Below are 23676 nucleotides of genomic sequence, written 5' to 3'. Positions count from 1 at the left end.
AAATCTCTAATAGATTTTTAGCTAATTCTCTAAAAATTATTTATTTTGAAAGTTTTTTTCTGCTCTTCTTTCTAAAAAAGCAGTCATCCCTTCTGTTTGGTCTTCTGTTGCAAAGCATTTACCGAAGTCTTCTGCTTCTATTAATATAGCTGCATCTATATCAACTTGCATTCCTCTATCAATAGCATCTTTGCAATATGCAACTGCTTTTGGAGCATTAGCTGCAATTTTATTAGCCATAGCTTTTGCTTCATCTATTAAGTTTTCTAATTCAACTATTTTATTTACTAAGCCTATTCTGTAAGCTTCTTCTGCATTTATGATGTCACAAGTGTATATTAATTCTTTAGCTTTTCCTGGTCCTACGATTCTAGCTAATCTTTGAGTTCCACCGAATCCTGGAGTTATTCCAAGTCCTGCTTCTGGTTGCCCAAATTTAGCTTTTACTGAAGCTATTCTAATATCACATGACATAGCAAGCTCGCATCCACCACCAAGAGCAAATCCTGATACAGCTGCAATAACTGGCTTATCCAATTTTTCTAATCTTCTGAAAACATTGTTTCCTAAGATTCCAAATTCTTTACCTTGTTCTTCGTTAAGATCTTTCATTTCTGCAATATCTGCTCCAGCAACAAAAGATTTTTCTCCTGCACCAGTTAATATAACTGCATATACATTACTGTCCTTTTCTAAGTCTTCTAAAACAGTGTCTAAATCCTTTAATGTCTCTGAATTTAACGCATTTAATGCTTTTGGTCTATTGATTGTCACAATAGCTAAATGTCCTTCTTTTTCAAGAATCACATTTTTTAATTCCATGTTAAGGTCCTCCTTCAAACTTGCTTATTTATTTTTTAAGTTTTCATACTATTTTTGATATTTTTAAACCTATTTGTTAATAATATAACAAATGAATTTAAAAAATATAAAGCTCTTAAGCCTTATCTAAAATTATAATATGTATTCAGATTATTTGCAATAAAATATTATGTTTTGAATGTAAGTTTTTAGTCTCTGTATTAAGGTATATAAAAAAATAACAAATCAGAATGCTGCTTATATACCATTTAGTGTTCTACACCCCTCATTATATCGTGATTCTCAAGGTAATGCGTTCAATTAAAACTATCTAAAGTATAATATTCACCAATCCAAAAATTCTCACTTATATTGAAATTAATCAGTATATTTACCTTAAAGGACGCGTATCAGGTAAATAACTATCTTAAAACATCTATGTATATACGGCATTCTTAATTTGTTATATTATTTCATAAATATATATCTTCTACTGTTCACTCTCATTTAATAAATAAATTAATGTCAATAAACTTTCACTCAAATGTACATTTTCAACTTTAACATGATCTGGTACTATTAAATCCACTGGCGCAAAATTCCATATTCCTCTTACCCCTGCTTTTATTAACTCATCAGCAACACCTTGAGCATTTTTTCTTGGAACACAAATTATTCCTATATCAATCTTCTGTTCTTTTAAAACAGATGATATTTCATCTATATCCATTATTTCTACATCTCTTATTCTCATTCCTATCAGTTTAGGATTAGCATCAAAAATAGCTGATATTCTAAATCCCAAGTTTTCAAATCTTGAGTAATTCGAAACTGCTTGACCGATATTCCCTGCTCCTACTAACGCTGCTCTATATCCTCTACCTAATCCTAGTATAGAGCTTATCTGATTATATAACTCCTTTACATTATAACCATATCCTTGTTGTCCAAAATCTCCAAAACAATTTAAGTCTTGACGAATTTGTGATGCAGTGAATCCAATTTTTTCGCCTAATTCTTTTGATGAAATTCTATCCACATCATTTTTCATAAGTTCCTCAAGATATCTATGATATTTAGGCAATCTTTTAATTACTGCCATCGATATATTTTTATTCTTATCCATATCTATTTTTCTCCTACTCAATAATATTTTGACTGCTTAGGTTGCTTTATATAAAGTCAATATTCGCTTCAATTATAATATAGTATAAATTTTAACAATGTATACTACCATTTGCTATAAATTTAACATTAACTAACCACTATGATTTATAATTCTACCATACTTCTATATTTTTATGTCAAGGTTAATCAAATTATTTTAAAAAATTATAATAACTTTGGTATAAATTTATTAGTTAAAATAGACTATCTCAAAATTGCATTTAAGACAGCCTAAATTTCATTATGGTTCTAATTTATTTGCATTTATATTTATATGAAACTTCAGCCACCTTAATCCACTTTTTCAACAAAGTTTTTTCATAAAAATATCTCAAAATAACTATAATCATTTTGAGATATTTACTATATTTAAACCATTAAATCGCCTTACTCACTTTGTTATCATTAAAAAATACATTATCTAAAATCATATTAAGAATACTATCACAAACATAATACGAAAATGTCAAATCATTGTGGTAATCTATCATTCCATCATATTGTTCTTGCAATTGAAGTATAAATTCTTTTATATTATCTGGCTCAATATTGGTATTAATTATTCCTGTCTGCTTAAAACCCTTAGCAAACTTAGCTAATTTCTTTTCATATGACATATGATTTTTCACAGCACTTGTGCTTTTAAATTCCCATCTATAATAGTGTGGGGCACAAAAAAAATCACATAAAAAGTGACATATTACTCCAAGCTCCTCACTAAACTTCCCAATTGTCATATTATAATGAACATCTTCTAATGTTAGCGATGAAAGATATTTAATTTTATCAACTATCATATCTATACTTTCATTAAAGTAATGTTTTTTAAATTTATATTTAGGCGCACAGTCTGGCTTTACGTTCCCCCATATAAATCTTTTATTATTTATTAAATAAACACTCTTTGTATTAGCGTGTTTCAAAATATTCTCTGCCATAGTTTTGTGAGTATTAATCATCAAAACATGATCACATCCTCTACATTATAATTCTTATAAAATAAACCCTTTTAATTATTTAATATATTAATTATAATTTTTAAATTTAATTAAATTTTATGCTCTATATATATAATAATACCCAGAGTTAAAATGTACAACACCTTATTTATAACTTGAGGCAAGTATTATCTGTCGAAACGCCCAGTAATATCAAGCCTGATAATTAATTAAACTATATTGACAAATAAATTATTTTAACCATATTATAGTCAATTACAATATATATTTATTGATAAGATTCTTTAATTAGAATAAATTCACAACAAAAAAGTTGCCTTAATTTATACTTTAAAACAACTCTTTTTCTTATATTTATATGTTACTCCTCTATATTTTAAATATTGATACTACTTCTAATAATTTATCTGCACATTCTTTTGTCTTTTGTGTTTGTCCTACAACTTCTTCTGTTAAATTAACTACCTCATTTGACTTATTTGCAATTAAAGTTGTTCCTGTAGCACCTTCATTGGTTGCCTCTGCTACTTCATCAATAGCTGTTATAATATCTCCTGTAGAGTTGATTAGTTCATCTGATATTTCACCTATAACACTAACTAATTCATTAAATACAATAGCATCATTTCTGTATTGTTCCCCTGTGTCTACAAGTTTATTATAATCTTTCATCACTTGAGTTCCAATAAAATCAATTACTTCATTTGATGTTCCTTTGAGGTCATTCACAGCCATAACGACTTCTTTATTTATCTGCTGTATTTCTATTGTAGTTTCTTTTGAAGTTTCAGCAAGTTTCCTTATTTCATCTGCTACAACAGCAAATCCTTTACCAGCTTCCCCTGCTCTTGCTGATTCTATAGCTGCATTTAATGCTAGCAAATTCGTTTGCTCAGTTATTTCTAATATCTTAGCTGTTAATTCATTTATTTTATCTACCGCTCTAGATTTCTCTACAGCAACACTTAAGCTTTCTCTCATTTTCGAAGTTATACTGCTAGATTGTTCTCTTGATTGCAACGCATTAGTTTTTAATTTTTTAGCTCTTTCTTCAATTTCCTTTGCAGTTACCTCTCCACTTTCAATGCTTAATTCCATAGTCTTTATTATGGATTTCATATTGGTTGATGAAGCATTTACTTCCTCTGTAGATGCTGCTGTTTCCTCCATGCTTGCAGATAACTCTTCCGTTGTTGCAGATACATCTGAAATTTTGTTATTTAAATCTTCTATTTTCCCTTGTGTAAACTCTATTGAATCTAAAACAATGCTACATTCACCTTTAATACCAGATATTATACTCCTTAATGATTTTTTCATTTCATCAATAGATTTAAACATTTTTCCTATTTCATCTTCTCTATCCATATATTTTTTATCAAGTTCTATTGTAAGATCTCCCTTTGCCAGTAACTCCATCTGTATTTGGGCATATCTTACCCCTTTTATCATTCTATTAATTACAATATGTATTACAAAAATAACAACTAATAATGACGCAATTGCTATAATTAAGATAACATTGAATATCTTATTGTAGCTCTCTAATATTTTCTCTTTTGGAATTTGACTACACAGGATCCAATTAGTATTCGTATTTTCCAAGTTAACTGGATATGCTACCATTAAAACTTCTTGTCCCTTTTTCACTGAAGTTCCATAAGTATAAAAAGCTTTACCTTGTGAAGTTTCACTTATAATTTTCGCCCAAACATCATTATTTTGTTTTGCATCTTTCATCTTTAAACTTGGATCTTCACCACTTGCTACATAAATACCTTTATTTGATATTAACTCAACTGTACCTCCAAGTGGTGTTTTCTCTAGCACAATATTTTCCAACGTGTCAAGCTTATAATCTATAGATATTACTCCTAAAAACTTCCCATTATCACCTAATATAGGCATTGCTAAAGATATCATTGAGATATCTTTCCCGTTAACATTATACACTGTTGGTTCAGTAATATAAGTCCCCTTTAACTCCTTCGGTCTATTATACCATGTCATATCTGTCTGTTCATCATATGCTGGTGCTACTACGATATGATCTCCATCCCTGCTTGCATATGGTATGAACTTTCCATCCTCCGCAAATTCTTTTTTACCTTTGTAGTAATCATCTTTTCCATCGAAATCATTAGTTTCAAATGCAACAGTTACTCCGAAGATTTGTGGATCTGTTTCTAGTATCTCCTTTTGCATCTCAATAACTAAGTCTCTATTTTGTGAATTAAGCTTTATTTCATTAATTAGCGAACCCCTTAAATCCTTACCTATTGTTTCTAACTTTTCAAAGTTAGACTTAATCTGTGTTGCATAGGATAAAGATATTTCTTTAGCTAAAGTTTCACTATCAGTTACACTTTTAGATTTTATTTGTACCAAAACACTTGTGAATACCCCTATATAACATAAGAGAATTATTGCTCCTATTATGATACTTATCTTCATTCCCAAGTTTAATTTTTTTATCATTAATTATATATCTCCCTTCATTTTATATATTAAATCCAAAAGATTCCAGGTGATAAATTAAAGCAAACATGACTTATCACTATATATAAATTGTTGTAATTAATTATATCATCGAAATCTCCTCAACTATAGCTTTTTATCCAATTTTCAAGTTTCTTCAACATTTTTAACCCGCCTCTAATTCGCTTTTAACATTTTTTAAATTAAATTTAACGCTTCACTCTTTTTCGCATTATCCAACAAAATAAGGCTATCCTAAAATATTTAAAATAATTTTAGAATAGCTTATCTTTACTATAGGAATTTATTATATTGTTGATTTTCGTTAAGTTTATTTAATAAATGTTTAATCTCTTGATCCTTATTTTTATCCATTACAAGTATAACATCACCAGCATCAACCACAACTAAATCCTTTATTCCGAATCCAATTATAAGATTCTTATCACCAAAAATCGAACAATTCTCACATTCATCAATATAAACATTTTGAGATATACTGTTATTTTTATCTGTATTTAACAATCGGCTTAAAGCACCAAAACTCCCCATATCATCCCAATTAAAATCACACTTTATTACATATGCTTTTCTTGTCCTTTGCATTACTCCGAAATCTATTGATATTCCATCTATGACTTCATATTGTTCCTCTATTGTTTTTTCTTCATTTTCCTCACCTAAGCTTTTATATATTTCCATTAATGATTTATGCAATTTAGGAAGATACTTTTCTATCTCTCTTAAAATAACATCCGCTCTAAATACAAACATTCCTGAATTCCATAAATAAGTGCCTTTTAGTATAAAATCTTTAGCTACTTCTGAGTTAGGCTTTTCAGTAAACCTTGCTATTTTATAAGTTGGTATAGTACCAGCAGTTCTTTCGCCCATTTCAATATAACCATACCCTGTTTCAGCTCTGCTAGGCTCAATTCCAAGTGTAACAATACATCTCCTCTTGTTTGCCATCTCAATTGCTTGGGATAACGTATCTATATAACTCTTCTCACCTTGAATATAGTGATCTGATGGTAATACAACCATAACTGCATTAGCATCTTGCTTCAATAGCTTTACTGCAGATAAACCTATGCACGTAGCAGTCTCCTTATTTGCAGGTTCTACAAAAATATTATCCTCTTTAATTCCTACAAGTTCATTTTTGACCTTCTCTTTATAGTCCATATTGGTCACAACATAAATATTATTTCTATCTATTAGCGGGATTATCCTATCAACAGTGTTAACTAAAAAGCTTTTATTGTTAATAAGCTTTAAAAATTGTTTTGGTTGATCGGCTCTTGATAGAGGATATAGTCTGCTGCCTTTACCTCCAGCTAAAATCAGCCCGTATATCACGCATTTTCAACTCCATGTAATGATACTAGTTCATTATATGTCAAAATATTGGTATGTGTGAGTCTATTACAAAAAGAACAACAATTTATTTAACCTAATTCTATACAGCTCTCACTATCTCATATTGTGCTGTAAAAAGTTCGTAGTATTCCCCCTTTACATCTATTAGTTCGTCGTGACTTCCTTGTTCTACGATTTGACCATCATTTATAACCATTATTCTAGTAGCATTTTTTATTGTTGATAATCTATGTGCAATAACAAATGATGTTCTTCCCTCAAGTAATTTATTTAATCCTTCCTGAAGTGCTTGTTCTGTTTTTGTATCTATACTTGAAGTTGCCTCATCTAAAATTAATATTTTAGGATCTGCAAGGAGTGCCCTTGCAAAAGAAATCAATTGTCTTTGACCAACAGATAATCTGCTTCCTCTTTCATTGACTTCAGTGTTATAACCATCTTTTAGATTGATAATAAAATCATGAGCTTTAACAGCCTTAGCTGCTCTTATTATTTCTTCATCAGTTGCATCTAATTTTCCATATTTTATATTTTCCAATATGGTTCCTGAGAAAATAAATGTATCTTGAAGCATTACTCCCATTTGTTTTCTTAAAGAATCTAAAGTTACATTTCTTATATTGTGGGCATCTACTAAAACTTCTCCAGAGGTCACATCATAAAATCTGCTTAAGAGATTTATAATTGTTGTCTTTCCTGCTCCTGTTGGTCCTACCAAGGCTATGGTCTCTCCTGGCTTTATCTCAAAAGATACATTTCTTAAGACTTCCCTATCTTCATCTTCATATTTAAATACTACATTTCTAAATTCAACAGACCCTTTAACTTCTGGAATATCATAAGCATCTGGCAAATTAGCTATAGTTACTGGTTCATCTAATGTCTCAAATATTCTTTCTAAATATGCCATTGCCATTATCAATGCATTATAGAAGTTAGAAATATTAACTATTGGATTCCAAAATCTCCATATGTACCCTACAAAAGCAATGAGGGTACCTATTGTTATCGATTCTCCTATTGAACGCACTCCTATTAAATATACCAACGAAACCGTAAATACAGATGTATTTTCTATCGCTGGCCAAAGCAGCAATTGGTATTTAACTGCGTTTATCCAAGTTCTTCTATTCTCATTACTTACTGTTTTGAACTTCTCTGCATTAACTTTTTCTCTAGCGAATGCTTGAGTAACCTTCATTCCACTTATACTTTCTTGTATATAAGCATTAAGATTTGATTGTTTATTACTATATATCTGGCTATTTCTTCTTTGAACCTTTACTAGTAAAGCTACTATTATTGCAAGGATAGGCATTCCAATCATACATACCATTGTTAATTTTGGACTTATAAACACCATAAATCCTATAATCACTAGGATACTAAATAAATCTGTTAACAGATTTATAAGCCCATTAGATAATAAATCACTTAATGCATTTACATAGTTAACCACTCTTACTAAAATTTTTCCATGTGGTCTGCTATCATAGTAAGAAAACGGGAGCTTTTGCAAATGATTAAATATATCTGATCTAATATTCTTAACTACTTCCTGTCCCACATAATTCATTGTTCTTATTCTATATCTCATACATAATGCACTTACCACTATGGTGATAAAGAATACTATACAAACTACAATGAGTCCTCTAACATCTTTATTAGGTATATTAGTATCCATGGCTATTTTTACCAAGTAAGGACCAAGTAGTGTGGATACGCTTGATATTAGCATCACAATAAGAGTTGTTATCATTTCTTTTTTATAAGGAACCACATAGTTTAATAGCCTTTTACAATATTCCCAGCTAAATGGCGTGCCTAATTCTTCATCAACATCATACTTATTTCTTGCCATCTATCCCACCTCCTTGCAGTCTTCATTATCTTCTTCATCTAAATAATCACCATATTGAGCTTTATATACTCCATAATAATGTCCCTTATTATCTAATAATTCCTTATGGGTTCCGCTTTCTACTATTCTTCCATCATCTAACACCAAAATCAAATCAGAATCTTTTATGGATGAAATTCTATGGGCTATTATAAAGCATGTCTTATCTTTATATATTGTATTTAAATTCTTTTGAATCATTGCTTCAGTTTCTACATCTAGAGCTGATGTTGTATCATCTAATATTAATATAGAAGGTTCTTTTATTATTGATCTTGCAAGTGTTATCCTTTGCTTTTGTCCCCCCGATAAACCTACGCCTCTTTCCCCAACTACCGTTTCATAGGAATCTGATAAATTTTGAATAAAATTATTTGCATCTGCCATCTCAGCCGCCCAATTTATTTTATTATTATCTATTTCTGATACTCCATAGCTAATATTTTCTTCTATTGTATTAGAAAATAAAAATACATCCTGCATTGATATTGAAATATTTTTTCTTAACCCCTGTAAGTTATATTTTCTAATATCTATTCCATCTATTAATATTTCTCCAGACGTTGCATCATAAAATCTCTCTATCAAATTTACTATTGTCGATTTTCCTGCGCCAGTTTGTCCAAAAATCGCAACTCTTTGTCCAGATTTTACTTTGAAATTTATATTCTTTAAAACTGGTTCATATCCATACTCAAAATTAACATTTCTAAATTCAATTTCACCTTTCAATTTCTTAGGTTTAATTCCTTCTTCAGGATTTTTTATCTTTGTTTCCTCATTAACTAATATTTTTATTTTTCTTGCTGCTGCAATGAATCTTTGAGCATCATTAATAAGCCATCCTACCATATTCATAGGGTTATTTATAGCCCAAATAAGACCATTAAACATTACTAATTCACCCATAGTTAACCTATCATTTATAACGAAGATCCCTCCTGCTAAAATCATAACAATTGTAAACATATTTGACAAAGCATTAAGTATAGACAAATACTTTTGCGCAACATTTGCAAGTTCCATATTAGCGTCCATATATGCCTTATTTCTTTCCTCAAACTTTAATATTTCATAATCTTCTTTTGCAAAGGCTTTCACTACTCTATTACCACTTATATTTTCTTGAACTACTGTATTTAGCTTCGAAAATTGTTCTCTTATTCCAAAGAATATTGGATTTGCCTGCTTCGCAAATCTGTATGCACAGTATGCTACAATAGGCGTCAATGCAAACATTAATAAAGTAAATTCTACACTAATAAAAAACATGCTAATTATTGCAAATATAAACACAGTAACATTTTCACAAATATTATATATAACCCAAGCAACAAAATGCCTTACTGCATCCATATCTCCAGTCATTCTTGCCATTATATCCCCAGTTCTTGTTTTGTTATAATAATCTAAATCCAATTCTTGCAGCTTACTATACATTTTTTGTCTAAGTTCAAATATTACATTTTGAGATACAAACTCAAATGCCATTTGGTAAGTATATCTAATAATTGCTTTTATAACAGTAACTGCGACCATTACCCCCAGAATAGGGAATAGAATATCAGTCTTATTCTGTATAATCACTTCATCAACTAACCTTCCACTTAAATATGGATTAATCATAGCCATGAATGAGCTTAAAAGTACTGCTGTAAGTGCAATATAGAATCTAAATTTGTATTTATTTATATAACTAAAGATCCATTTTATGCTACTCATTAATCTCTCCTCCTTTTTTATATCTTTCTTTTTGACATGTTTAATTATCCAATAAATCATTTAGAATAAAAATGTACTTTTTTATTCATATGATGTATATTCTTATATATAAAGTTAATCTTATCTAATTAATTTTTAGGATAGATATAAGTAAAAGGGGTGATATTGACGTGTGCAGTGTAGGTATCAACATTGAAAATTTTAATCCTGAAATTTTATATGCATTTAAATTTGATAATAAAGATTTTATAAAGGCCGAATATCATTGTCATGATTTTATAGAATTTAGCTATGTAGTTTCTGGGTCTGTGACTTATAAAATAGAAGATAAAATGTATAAGATTCATGAAAAGACTCTACTTCCTTTTAACCCTGGAGTTTACCACAAGGAATCACTAAGCAAAGGTGAACAAAATACTGAACTACATATTGGTTTTCGAAATATCCAAATTGATGGACTTCCTTTTGATTATATTTTAAAACAAAACTCTGAAGTTCCATTGGAATTTAAACAGTATAAGGAAGATTTTCATAAATGTTGTTTAGAAATAATAGGCGAACAAGAAGCCTGTGAGGTTGGAAAAGAACTTATATTAAAAAGCCTAATAATGAAGTTAATTGCTCTTTTCTTAAAAGAAATTAACTATGTTAAAAATACTAAGAAAGTTGATAGATACGACTTTCCGTTTTATGATAAGTCAAATATAGTTAAAATAATTTTAGACTATTTTGATAACAATTACATGAATAACGTTTCCTTAGATGATATGTCCAGGAACATGTACTTAAGTTCAGTTTATATATCTAAAGTATTTAAAGAGAAAACTGGTGAATCTCCTATCAATTATTTAATAAATCTCAGACTAGAAAAAGCTAAAGATTTATTAATCTCAACAGAATCTCCAATAAAATCTATAGCCCAATCTGTTGGCTACAGTGATGCTTATTATTTTAGCAAGCTATTCAAAAAATATTATGGCCATTCACCATACAAATTTAGATTGGCTAATAAGTATGAATAAACAGATTATAACCTTAATTACTAATTTGAAATATATTCTAAATAGAAATAAGTAACACACTTTTGCGGAATGTTTCATTGGGAACTTTGCTGGTCGTGATTCTTAGGCTATAAGTTGTTCCAAATGTGCTAGCTCAAAAAGTGAGAGTCCAAATTTTATATTTGGCTTCTCGAACTTTCTCTGTGAGCGCTTGTTCTTTGAGGCTAGCACTTTGAGTACAACTTATAGCCTTAGAATTACCCATCAAAATCCCCTTGAAACTGGAACAAAAGTGTGTTACTTATTTCGGTAAGTTATATATTCAAGTTATAGGTTCTCCATTGTGTTTCCTTCGCCAACTAGGCTATAGAAATCTTTTGTAAATACTTCTACTGCATTTGCAGTTGCATCATGTTTAATTAATCCTTCTATTACATCAGGTGCTGCTGTGATTGATCCAATTCCATACTTACATAAATTTAAAACTTGTTGTGAATTCTTGAAGCTTGCCGCTAATACATCCGCGTTTAATCCATGCATTTTAAACATGTCATGAATATCTTTTGCCACTTGAACACCATCAGCTCCCATATTATCTAATCTATTTACATAAGGTGCCGTATATCTTGCTCCTGCTTTTGCCGCTATGAATGCTTGCATTGAAGTATAAATAGCTGTAGCGGTAATATTTGCATTTTCCTTACTTAATAATTTCATAGCCTTTATTCCTTCGCTTGTTACTGGGATTTTAATATAAGTATCTTTTCCAAGTACCTCAAGCATATGGTGTGCTTCATCAATCATTTTTTCAGCAGTTAATGATACAACTTGAGCATGAAGCTGCGCTCCGTCTGGTAAAAACTCTCTAATTGCTTTTAATACCTCCATAGGATTTCCACCTTGTTTTTTTAGAATAGATGGATTAGTTGTCACCCCATCACATGGATAAAATTCATAAATTCTCTTAATAGCCTCTAAATTTGCGTCATCAATTAATACTAACATCTCTCTCTTCCTCTCTGCTTTAAACTTATATAATTAATTATAATAAATACTAATATTTTGCACTTAACTCTAACTTATTTGCTAGTTTTTCTCTATTGACCTATCAATAAAATTACTACTGTTCTACTTTATTAAATTCTTTATTCCCGCAGAATAAGCAACATTATAAAACTCTTTCATTTCTTCATCGGTATACATCCTAGGATTATCTTCAAAGCAATAATCCATATTATTTATTAAATTATATTTTGCTTTTGCAAGAGGATTATAATTTAATAATTCATATTTTACTTTTGAATAGATACTTGAAATATATCCACTTATATCATGAATATTATTTTTATTCGCTGTAAATTGAGGTATTAGCGGAGTTCTTATAATCACATCTTCCTTCTTACTACCTCCCAAAATAAGCTTAATATTCTTCTTAATCAATTCGTTACTAACACCAGTAAAAGATTTATGCTTATCATCATCAAATATCTTTAAATCCGCAAAAATTGTATCTACATAAGGCAGCAATTCTACTATATTTTCAGTAGGCACGAATAAGGAGGTTTCAATCGCTGTGTTTATTCCAGCTTCCTTTAACTTCTTGAGCAATGCAATTGCAAATTCTTTCTGGTACAATGGTTCCCCGCCAGATAAAGTTACTCCACCACCGTATTTAAAAAATGCTTTATCCTTCAGTGCTATTTCTATAACTTCATCTAAAGTATAATCTTTAGAATCCATAGTCAATGCACCAGTCGGACAAATATCAGTAACAATTTTATTTTGCTCATCTGTACATTTATCTTGAACAACACATGTTTTATTATTTTCTCGTATAACTGATTTATTAGAGCATTTATTAATACATAAATCACAATTAATACATTTATTTTCAAAATGAATCAAATGTTCCTTTGGAGAAATTCCTTCGGGATTTTGACACCAAACACATTTAATCGGACATCCTTTTAAAAAAATTGTTGTTCTTATTCCCGCTCCATCATGTGTTGAAAATCTTCTTATATCAAAAATTCTTCCTGTCAAAGACGTATAATCTTTTTCCATAAGCTATATATCCCCATAACTTGTTCTTGCTATAATTTCGTTTTGCAATTCTCCTGCAAGTTCAGTGAAATATGCTGTATATCCCGCTACACGTACAGTTAAACTGCGATAATTTTCTGGATTCTTTTGTGCTGCTAATAGATCTTCTCTGCGTAAAACATTAAATTGAATATGTGGTATTTCTAAATCTACAAAGGTTCTTAAGAATCTTGCAAACTTATCTCTTCCAATCTCATTCTTAAAAAACTCAGGTAAGAACTTCATATTTAATAAACCACCATTAGTAGTTAATACATTATCTAATTTTGATACAGATTTTAAGACAGCTGTAGGTCCTGCAATATCTCTTCCATATACAGGTGACATGCCACCGTCAGCTAAAGGTGCCTTTGCATGTCTTCCATCTGCAGATGCTCCTACATTTTCCCCCATTGGAACATGGGCTGATACTGTATACATTCCTGTATGATATTTACCTCCACGATAGTTTGTATAAGATTTAAGCTTTCCATTGAAATATCTTGCCCACTTAGCACCAATTTCATCTACCCATTCAATATCATTCCCGTATTTAGGTGCACGATTTAATAGCATAGCCCTTATTACTTCATATCCTTCAAAGTTATTTTGAAGAGCTTTTAACAATTCTTCTTTAGAAATTCTCTTTTCATCATATACTAAAAGTTTTATGGCAGCTAGGCTGTCTGCTAAATTTGCAACTTGTATCATTTGAATTCCTGAAAGATTATATACTGCCCCACCGGCAGTAACATCTACACCTTTCTCAATGCAGTCATCAATAACTGATGATAAGAATGGTGAAGGTAAAACATCTATATGAGCTTTTTCAACTTGTTCGCAAGCTAAAATCATTTTATCAATGAAATAATCTATTTGCTTAGCAAAGGCTTCCTCTAACTCCTCATACTTTTCATAAGTAGTTAGATTACCTAGATTTTGAGCCAATGAATCCCCTGAGATTAAACATTTTCCACTGTTTAGTGTTAACTCTAAAACCTTGTTTAAGTTAAACATTGCAGCATCACTCCAGCCAAGATTATTACCTTGGGTTGTAAGTTCTACGCATCCAACAATGGCATAGTCTTTTGCGTCTTTTTCTTTAATTCCTAAGTCTATCATAGATGGTATTACTGATTCGTCATTAAAGAATTGTGGCATTCCACTTCCTTTGGCTACAACTTTTATACTCTCTTTTAATAGCTCTTCTGATGTATTTTTATGAAGTCTTACAGATAGATTAGGTTGTGGCAGGCCTAAATGTTCTTGAGCTTTTAAGAATAATAAGGATAATTCATTTGTAAAATCATTACCTTTTTCATCTTGACCACCAATTGCAATATTAAATCCTATAGGGAAACCTGCAAAAAACTTAGCACTATGAGAATTTCTTAAATAAACTATTTCATTAAACTTAAGCCAAAGACATTCAATTATTTCTAAAGCCTTTTTATTATCTAATTTTCCAAGGTGTATATCTCTTTTATAATATGGGTATAAAAATTCATCCATTCTTCCTGGTGAGAATGATGATGCATTTGATTCCATATGAAGTATAACAAATAGAAACCAAACTGCTTGCACCGCCTCATGGAAAGTCTGTGCCGGCCTTCTAGAAATATTCTTACAAATATCTGCAACTTGAAGCATGCTTGATACTAATTCTTCCTCGCATACTGACTCAGCTTTCTCTTTCATTAAATCGTGGTATCTAATCATAAATTCTTGAGCACCTTCCATGACAATAACTACACTTTCATAAAAATCCTTGTTTTCTTTGGCTGCATTATTCATTTTTTCAAGTGCTCTTTGTTTAATCCCTTCCGGTCCAAGTGTAAGCCACTCTCTACAATTTGGACAAATATGTCCTTGAGCATGATCTTTTTGATTTATCTTTACCACTTTTGCAATTTCATCAATTTCTTTTCCGTATCTCTGCCTAATAACATCTTCTAATGAGTGCCCATCCCAATATGGCTTAATTACTTCCCTAAACGTTTCTATATCATCTAAATTTATATTAAACTTATCTTGAGGCCTGATTGGCAGTGTTTCAAATTCTTTATCAATCCATGAACTTCCACTCTCCGGAAAAACAACACCATATCTGACCCCTTTAGTGCGGTTACCTACTATTAATTCTTCATCATCAACACCGATTACTAATTTTGAAAGAGAATTTTTTAATGCTAATGCTCTTTTAATAATAACTGATTTGTCTTCACTCTTTTTATATGTGTCAGTTATTATAAGTGCTTGCTCAATAGATGCATATCTCTTTTCAGATAACATCTTCTCCTTTAGATTTTTAATTCTTGGAGACATGACTAATTCACTCATTTCTCTTTCTCCTCTCCACTTGTTTATTATTGTTTATTATTATTATAACTTAATTCTATCTTATTTCAAATTGTTTTTCAATATATTTTTTATTATTTTACATAGTTCCTTCAACTAAAATAATTTTAGTCGATAAAAAACACTACTCTATATTAAATTCACTTTTAACATAAAGTAGTGTTGATTCATATATGAAACATAATTAAATTGTTTATATTTAGTATTTATAACTAAATTAGATTTATTAAATACGATTTGTTCTATTCACACACTTTTCCTGGATTCAGTATATTTTTAGGATCAAAAGCTAATTTAATTCCTTGCATTATACCAATACATTCACTTGGAAGTGATTCTTTTAGATATCCCTTCTTTGCAAATCCTATTCCATGTTCTCCCGATACTTGTCCTTCTAATTCTTTAGCCTTATCATACATTATTTGCATAACTTCTTTTAATTTTGATTGCCATACCTCTTCATCAAGATCATCTCTTAATATATATATATGCAAATTTCCATCTCCAGCATGTCCAAAACTTTTTATTCTTATATTAGCAGTACGTTCAAGTTCATGAGTGAAAGTAACAAACTTTCCTATTTGATTTCTTGGTACAACAACATCAACTTCATCCATTTCAGTAGTTAAAGCTTTAATTGCTTCAAGAAAACAACCTCTTGCTGACCATATTGATTCTTGTCTTTCTTCAGTATCTGAAATCAATACATCTAATGCCCCAGCTTCTAAGCAAATATTTGCTACATTTTCATAATTCTTTTCAATTTCTTCTGTAGAATTCCCATCAAAAGTTAATAACAGATATGCATCAGATGATTTATCCGGAAAGCTTTTTCCTAAAAATTCTTCAGCTGCAAGTATTGCCTCTCTTTGCATAAATTCAATTGCTGTTGGTATGGACTTAGATTTAATTATTTTAGGTACAGTATCTATCGCCCTTTCAAGACTTTCAAACGGAATGAGTAAGCTTAGAGCCTTTTTAGGAAGTGGTAATAATCTTAAAATAGCCTTTGTTACTATTCCTAAAGTTCCTTCAGAACCAACTATTAGATCTTTTAATGCATACCCCGAGCTGTTTTTAACAACTTTTCCTCCTAAATTCACTACATCGCCATTTGGGAGTACAGCTTCAAGTCCTCTTACGTAGTCTCTAGTAACTCCATATTTTACGGCTCTCATTCCACCTGCATTAGTACTTATATTTCCACCAATTGTTGCTGATTTTTCACCTGGATCTGGTGGATAAAACAAGTCAAATTCTTCAACATATTTTCCTATATCCATTAGTAGTACTCCCGGCTCTAATGTAAGAGTCAAATTTTCTTCATCTAATTCTAATATTTTATTCATTCTGCTAAGATCTATAACAATTCCGCCTTTGAGAGGAACTGCTGCTCCTACAAGCCCTGTACCTGATCCCCTTGGGGTTACAGGAATACTATTTTCATAGGCATATTTCATAACTTTTGAAACTTCATCTGCACTTATAGCTTGAATCACTATATCAGGCATCTTTTTAATTCCACCTAATTCATCATGACTATAATCTTCATTTATTTCTTCTCTAAAGAAAACTCTTTCTTTATCATCTTCCGCAATAGATAATATATATTCATAATCTCTTAATTCAACTTCTTTATAGCCCATAGTCTATGCCTCCTTAGCCATTTTTATTTTTTCTATTAATTCTGGAATTACTTCATACAAATTACCAACAACTCCGTAATGAGCAACTTTAAATATTGGTGCTTTATCATCATCATTTATAGCAAATATATAATCTGAATTATTCATTCCTGCTGTAAATTGAACTGCTCCAGATATTCCGCAAGTTACTATAAGCCTAGGTCTTACAGTTCTTCCACTCAATCCAATTTGTCTCTTTGCATCAACCCAGCCTGCTTCTATTAGTGGTCTAGTACATGCAAATTCTGCACCTAAAAGTTTGGCTAATTCTTTTACTAATTCTAAATCTTTTTCTGATTTAATTCCTCTTCCTGCTGCTACTATCACTTCAGCATCGCTTATTCCGACTTCAGCATCTTTTTTCTTTATATTAAGTGCTGTTATGTTTGATTTAAGTCTTTCTTTTCCTATATTGCATTTAATTATTTCACCTAAAATTTCCTCACTTCTTTTTGGTGCTGTCATAACTTTATACCTAACAGTAGCTAGTTGAGGTCTAGAATTCGGAGTAACTATTTGCGCCATTATATTACCGCCAAAAGCTGGTCTGATTTGAACTAAATCTGTATTTTCTTTCATATCTAATATTGTACAATCTGCTGTAAGTCCAGTTTTAAATCTTGCGGCTATTCTCGGAGCTAAAGAACGTCCTATAGTTGTAGCTCCAACTAAAATAGCTGTTGGCTTAACATTGTTAATAAAATCTTCAAAAGCGCCTGTATATGGTTCTATTCTAAAGTACTTTAATTCTTCATCATCATATACGAACACTTTGTCTACACCATAATGTAAAAGTTCTTCAGCCTTATGAGAAATATTGTTTCCAATAAATACAGCATAAACTGGGTGATTTATTTTGCCAGCCAATTCTCTTGCTTTTCCTATTAATTCATAAGTAACAGGATGTATTTCTCCATCTACATGATCAACATAAACGCCTATTCCATTCCAAAGACTTTTATCTATCTCTTTAACTTGTTCTTCTATATATTCAACAGCACCTTCAGGACCCTTTTTAACGCATAGCTTACACATTTTGCATGCTCCGCTTATTTCAACTACTCCATTATTATTTTCAAGAGCACCAAAAGGACATATCTTAATTAACTCATCAACATTTAATATTTTTTCTTGATTTATTACTAACTTTGCCATAACCTTTTCTCCTCCTTAATTTTCATTGTGAGATACCTCTTTAATCTATACCTTTTAAATAAACTTTAACTCCTTTAATTTTTGATCTATTTTTTCACTTAATTCACCAGAACTACCTGTCCAAATTTCTCTATCATTATTTACTTCTGGTGGAAATATTCTTTCTACCTGTGTTGGTGAACCATTAAGTCCATAATTTTTTTCATTCTTATCATCAAAATCCTTAAGACTTAGTATTTTTATTTCTCTATCTTTAGTGGATAATTTCTTTTTATAAGAAGGAAGTCTTGGTTCAAAAATCCCCTTATCAACTGTGATTAAACAAGGATATTCTATCTTTACAGTCTCAATACTTTCTGGCATATCCATTTCAACTGTAATTGCTGATTCTTCTACTTTTACTATATTTTTAACATTAGCTACATGAGGTATATTTAGCCATTCTGCCATTTCAGACCCTACTTGAGCTGTATCACCATCTGTAGTTTGCTTACCACAAATAATAAGTTCAAAATCTCCCATTTTTTTAACTCCTTGAGCTATTGTATATGATGTCGCTAAAACATCAGCTCCACCAAATTTTCTATCTGATAATAATGTACCTTCATCAGCTCCCATAGTATAAGCTTCTTTAATCACACTTAATGCCTGATTAGGCCCCATACTTAAGACCTTTACTGCTCCGCCTTTACTTTCTCTAATTTTTAGTGCTGTCTCAAGAGCATATAAATCATATGGATTCATTTTAGAATCTACACCATCTCTTTTTAACACTCCTGTAACAGGATCAACTTCTACTTTAGATGTTCCTGGTACTTGTTTAACACAAACTAAAATATTCATAATAAAACCCTCCTAAAACTATATTTTAAAATTCAAATATTGATCCGCAAGACTTATAACCTAAAATTTTAAACTTTCCAAGAGATATCCTAATCTAAGTAATGGGCATTCAATCTGAAAATAACAACAAATACACTTTTATCCTTCCACCACTTTACTTGTCATACCAATTTAAAATTGGTATGACCAATTTCAATTTAATTATAGATTGTTAAATATTGTTTGTAAAGCATTGTTATTAATTTAACAGAAAATGTTTACATGAATACAACTACACTTTTGATTTCTAAATCGTATATTTCCTACTTCTTTTAACTTATTAAATTATTCAAGTTCAAATAAAAAAGTTTTAAATTGCAAATTCAACTAACTTAAATTGAATTTTTTGTTTAAAATATAACAAAAAACCAGATAAGTAAAAGATGAGTCACATAATTATCATCTTTCACTTATCTGGTTTATCCATATATTTTATTTTTCATATCCATAAGCTTTTCTGATTAAGCCAAAATGTTCTTCCATTGCTCTATAAGCTTTAGCTTCATCTCTACACTTTAGAGCTCTTACTAAATTCTCATGAATTTCCAATAGATTTTCCCTAGTATTTCCCCTGTGTAAAATCTGCATTCTAGATTTCTTAATAAATTCATCCATGAGCTGAGATATAACCTCAAGTACATTTATAAGCAATACATTTCTTGAAGTTTTTGCAATTAAATAATGGAATTTAATATCAAGTTCTAGACTTTCCTCTTCATTCTCTGCCATATACATCCTATCTAATATTGCTGTTAAAAGTTCAAGCTCATTATTTTCTATATTTTTAGCTGATAGCCTAGCACACTGAAGTTCTAAGGTTTCCCTTAAATCATGCATCTCTTCAATAGAACTTTCTTGTAACATAAACATAACCGAAAGAGGTTCAAATAATGAATTATCAAAATTAGTTCTTATGTAATTACCTGCTCCTTGCCTGCTCTCTACAAGTCCTATCACTTCTAGTGCTCTTAAAGCTTCTCTTACAGATGCACGAGACACGCCAAGGGATTCTGACATTTCTCTCTCGGATGGCAACCTATCTCCCTTTTTTAGTTCACCATTTTTTATCTTATTCTTAATTTGTTCTATAACCTGATCATATACCTTTGGAGTTTTAGTAGACATAACTATATTAATCTCCTTCATTTATCTTATTGTATTTATTTTATATTGAATTTAATTATTTTCTACACATAATTAATAATTCTTTCTTTATCTTTAATAATTAAATTATATCCATTTTGATATATTTCCTTTAATCTAACCTTATTTCTCTCGAATCTATTTATTTCCATACTTATACTTGGTCTTATTATAATCGCCTTTCCGCTATCTTCTAGTTTCTTACAGAAATCTAATTGCTCATTATATTTAATATGCCTTTCTCTAAGCACTTTGGCCAACTTTGGGTATCTATTTCTATAGATTCTATACGTTAATTCATTGGCTTTTGATTGTTTCTTTCTATATCCTTCGTTTCTCGTTAAAACAATTATGTGCTTATCGTTTCCGTCAGATATGGATTTATTAATGGGTATAGGTTCAGAAAGCCCTCCATCTGCGTAATACTGTCCGTTAATTTTTTCAAACGGAAACATTAGTGGAATCGCTATACTTGCCCTAAGAATTGAACTTCTTTTATCTAATAAATCTTTATCAAAATACTCATTTTCTCCTGTTTCAATATTAAATGCTCCAGCTAACATTTTTCCATCAAACTCATAAAAAGTTTTATAGTCAAAAATACAATGTTGATTTGGAATCTCATCAAAGACAAAATCTAAATCCATAATTGATCTACATTTAATTAAATTCCCATAACTAATGTACCTCTTATTATCCATGAACCGTTCCATTATCTCTAAATTTCTTCCTCTTTGCCTAGAAACATATGAATAGGCATTAGTAGCTCCTGCAGATACACCTACTATATATTTTATTTCTGCCTTTATATCTAAAAGTGCATCTAAAACACCTGCTGTAAATAATCCTCTGAAAGCTCCGCCTTCAAGCACAAGTCCTGTCATAAAAATCCTCCATTATATAAATACTATTATATATTATAACTTAAATAATAATTTTAATCACATAGAAAATTACATGAATGGCATTTCTAGTTGTTTATAACGAAAGAATTTTTATAAGGAATATAAATCATAATTTTTAATATCTATAACAAAAATAAGAACTCTTATAATCCTAATATTATAAGAGTTCCCGAAATAAATTAATTTTGATACATACTTATGTCTTTCTACTTAAACAACAAATTTCTCAATTTGTTCTGCAATTTGCTGCATTATATTTTTTAGTTCCTCTGCAGATTTAGAAACCTTGTGCGCAGAATCTCCCATTTCATGAGCTGATTCCGAAATTTCCTGAGATGCAGCTGAATTTTCTTCTGATACTGCTGATGACAACTCTAGGTTTTCTATAATATCATTTTTTCTATTATTAATATCAATTATTGAATTATTTATTTCATGAACTTGTGGTACTATATCATCTATTGATTGTACTATTTCTTTAAATGAAACTATGGTTGAGTCTATTGTATGAATCTGTTCTTCTAATTTATGGTTAGCAGTAGTAGTAGTTTCCTCAACTAGTCTAGTTTCTGAGCTTATAACATTTAGTAGCTCATTGATATCTTCTGATGAATTTTTAGACTGTTCTGCTAACTTTCTAATCTCATCTGCAACAATAGAAAATCCTTTTCCTGCCTCCCCTGCTCTAGCTGCCTCAATAGCGGCATTTAGCGCTAATAAATTGGTTTCATCTGCTATTTCATTAATCATATTAGTTATTTCTGTTATTTTATTTACACTAACGCTTAATTGATTAACTCTCCTTTTTGATTCGTTATAAGACTCTGCGATTTCATTCATTGAGATCCCTATATTTCTTAACTTAACATCACTCTTATTAGCTTCATTACTGATATTGCTAGTGTTTCTATCTACTTTCTCTACAGATTTTGCTATAACTTCTAACTTATCACTAAAGGAACTTAAACTATTATTTATTGACATTAGTTTATCAGATTGGTCACTTGACCCTTTTGCCACATCATGAATCGAACTTGAAACCTCTTCTATATAGATCTTCATTTTTTCTGAAACTCTGGATAGTTCTAGCGATTTATTATTAATAAGTTTCGTATCTTCTTTTACAGTAGAAATAATTCCTGCAATAGATTTTATAGTTTTATTTAATGCATTCTGCATTACTCCAAATTCATTTTCAGATTTAGTATTGAACTCTACAGTTAAATTACCTTCTGATAAAATCGATACTTTATGTACAAATTCTTTAATTGAATTCCTAATCATAAATATTATCCATGCTGACATAATAGCTAAAATCAAAATAGATATTCCTAATATGCTTGTAAACATAAATATGTTTTTCTTATATACACTCATAGACTTATTGATCTCATTTGTAGCTTTATCTTTCTGAAGTTGAACCAATGCTTTGTTATCTTTTGCAATCTGATTTCCATACACTCCCATAGCATCATTTGTAATCTTTTTATCTGGAATCAAATTTTGCTTTCTTTGCTCAATAATATTAGGTATATATAAATAATACTGTTCATATTCCTGTTTAAACTTAATAACTAATTCATGCTCTTCTGCATTACCTTCTGATCCTGTAACCTGCCTATTTACAATTTCAGTTATATTTTGATTTAATTCTAGCATAGTTCTTTCGTTCACTTCATCAAATGGCCTGTCTATTATTTTCGTTAATGTGTTTCTTAGCACTCCCATACTACCATTAACATCACCCCAATCACTGAGTTTTGGAATAACATTGTCATACATTTCTAAATTTGCATCATACATTTTAGATGTATTTATGTAACCTAAAACGCCAATAGTTATTGTCGATAGCAAAGATAAAATTACTATGACTATTATACTTTGCACGATTTTTATATTTTTCATTTTCGTTAGTTTCACTTTCAACGTCCCCCTTATAACATGAATTAAATAATATAACTTAAGGCAACAAAACATCACATTTGTTAACGTGTGCAATATAATTATACTAGTTAATTAATACGATTACAATATTTATTAATTATTAAATTT

17 protein-coding genes are annotated in these 23676 nt (G+C 30.1%); 1 reads left to right on the top strand and 16 read right to left on the bottom strand.

Annotated features, from left to right (window positions below; translation table 11 throughout):
- Positions 1 to 36: 36 nt before the first annotated feature.
- From D2A34_RS21450 to D2A34_RS21420, 7 genes are all read right to left on the bottom strand, one after another.
- Positions 37 to 822 (bottom strand): short-chain-enoyl-CoA hydratase, encoded by a 786-nt coding sequence (locus tag D2A34_RS21450; RefSeq protein ID WP_079439168.1) that lies wholly within the window; start codon positions 820 to 822, stop codon positions 37 to 39.
- Positions 823 to 1291: 469 nt separating this feature from the next.
- Positions 1292 to 1927 carry a redox-sensing transcriptional repressor Rex gene (locus tag D2A34_RS21445; protein ID WP_079439169.1) on the bottom strand — a complete coding sequence of 212 codons (636 nt, stop codon included), beginning with the start codon at positions 1925 to 1927 and terminating at the stop codon, positions 1292 to 1294.
- Positions 1928 to 2345: 418 nt separating this feature from the next.
- Positions 2346 to 2927, bottom strand: coding sequence for a zinc dependent phospholipase C family protein (locus D2A34_RS21440; RefSeq protein WP_119367883.1), 582 nt, complete (start codon positions 2925 to 2927; stop codon positions 2346 to 2348).
- Positions 2928 to 3296: 369 nt separating this feature from the next.
- Complete coding sequence (locus D2A34_RS21435) at positions 3297 to 5405, bottom strand: methyl-accepting chemotaxis protein (protein ID WP_119367882.1); 2109 nt, start codon at positions 5403 to 5405, stop codon at positions 3297 to 3299.
- A gap of 294 nt (positions 5406 to 5699) precedes the next feature.
- Positions 5700 to 6767, bottom strand: coding sequence for a mannose-1-phosphate guanylyltransferase (locus tag D2A34_RS21430; RefSeq protein ID WP_079439172.1), 1068 nt, complete (start codon positions 6765 to 6767; stop codon positions 5700 to 5702).
- Between the two features lie 100 nt (positions 6768 to 6867).
- On the bottom strand, positions 6868 to 8652 hold the full coding sequence (locus D2A34_RS21425) for an ABC transporter ATP-binding protein (RefSeq protein WP_119367881.1): 1785 nt from the start codon (positions 8650 to 8652) through the stop codon (positions 6868 to 6870).
- Positions 8653 to 10413, bottom strand: coding sequence for an ABC transporter ATP-binding protein (locus D2A34_RS21420; protein WP_119367880.1), 1761 nt, complete (start codon positions 10411 to 10413; stop codon positions 8653 to 8655).
- A 170-nt stretch (positions 10414 to 10583) separates the two neighbouring features.
- Between D2A34_RS21420 and D2A34_RS21415 the strand changes: the two genes are divergently transcribed.
- Positions 10584 to 11435, top strand: coding sequence for an AraC family transcriptional regulator (locus tag D2A34_RS21415; protein ID WP_119367879.1), 852 nt, complete (start codon positions 10584 to 10586; stop codon positions 11433 to 11435).
- A 306-nt stretch (positions 11436 to 11741) separates the two neighbouring features.
- On the opposite strand, the gene D2A34_RS21410 is transcribed toward D2A34_RS21415, so the two are convergent.
- The 9 genes from D2A34_RS21410 to D2A34_RS21370 all read right to left on the bottom strand — a co-directional run bounded on the left by D2A34_RS21410 (position 11742) and on the right by D2A34_RS21370 (position 23544).
- Positions 11742 to 12419, bottom strand: coding sequence for a transaldolase family protein (locus D2A34_RS21410; protein WP_119367878.1), 678 nt, complete (start codon positions 12417 to 12419; stop codon positions 11742 to 11744).
- A gap of 123 nt (positions 12420 to 12542) precedes the next feature.
- Positions 12543 to 13478: a glycyl-radical enzyme activating protein gene (locus D2A34_RS21405; RefSeq protein ID WP_119367877.1), complete on the bottom strand. Its 936-nt coding sequence runs from the start codon at positions 13476 to 13478 to the stop codon at positions 12543 to 12545.
- Positions 13479 to 13481: 3 nt separating this feature from the next.
- The gene (locus D2A34_RS21400) at positions 13482 to 15836 is read right to left on the bottom strand and encodes a glycyl radical protein (protein ID WP_119367876.1); all 2355 of its coding nucleotides are present in this window, start codon (positions 15834 to 15836) and stop codon (positions 13482 to 13484) included.
- A gap of 260 nt (positions 15837 to 16096) precedes the next feature.
- The gene (locus tag D2A34_RS21395; RefSeq protein ID WP_079439183.1) at positions 16097 to 17500 is read right to left on the bottom strand and encodes an FAD-binding oxidoreductase; all 1404 of its coding nucleotides are present in this window, start codon (positions 17498 to 17500) and stop codon (positions 16097 to 16099) included.
- A 3-nt stretch (positions 17501 to 17503) separates the two neighbouring features.
- Complete coding sequence (locus D2A34_RS21390) at positions 17504 to 18694, bottom strand: electron transfer flavoprotein subunit alpha (protein ID WP_079439185.1); 1191 nt, start codon at positions 18692 to 18694, stop codon at positions 17504 to 17506.
- Positions 18695 to 18748: 54 nt separating this feature from the next.
- Entirely contained in the window at positions 18749 to 19537 is a 789-nt protein-coding gene (locus D2A34_RS21385; protein WP_079439187.1) for an electron transfer flavoprotein subunit beta/FixA family protein, read from the bottom strand.
- A 471-nt stretch (positions 19538 to 20008) separates the two neighbouring features.
- Positions 20009 to 20701, bottom strand: a complete 693-nt coding sequence (locus D2A34_RS21380) for a FadR/GntR family transcriptional regulator (protein ID WP_079439188.1) — start codon at positions 20699 to 20701, stop codon at positions 20009 to 20011.
- A 62-nt stretch (positions 20702 to 20763) separates the two neighbouring features.
- On the bottom strand, positions 20764 to 21603 hold the full coding sequence (locus tag D2A34_RS21375; RefSeq protein WP_119367875.1) for a patatin-like phospholipase family protein: 840 nt from the start codon (positions 21601 to 21603) through the stop codon (positions 20764 to 20766).
- 231 nt (positions 21604 to 21834) lie between these two features.
- On the bottom strand, positions 21835 to 23544 hold the full coding sequence (locus D2A34_RS21370; protein WP_119367874.1) for a methyl-accepting chemotaxis protein: 1710 nt from the start codon (positions 23542 to 23544) through the stop codon (positions 21835 to 21837).
- Positions 23545 to 23676: the final 132 nt, after the last annotated feature.

The sequence above is a fragment of the Clostridium chromiireducens genome, assembly GCF_003575225.1.
GTDB lineage: Bacteria > Bacillota > Clostridia > Clostridiales > Clostridiaceae > Clostridium > Clostridium chromiireducens.
This window is presented reverse-complemented; position numbering and strand designations above follow the sequence as displayed.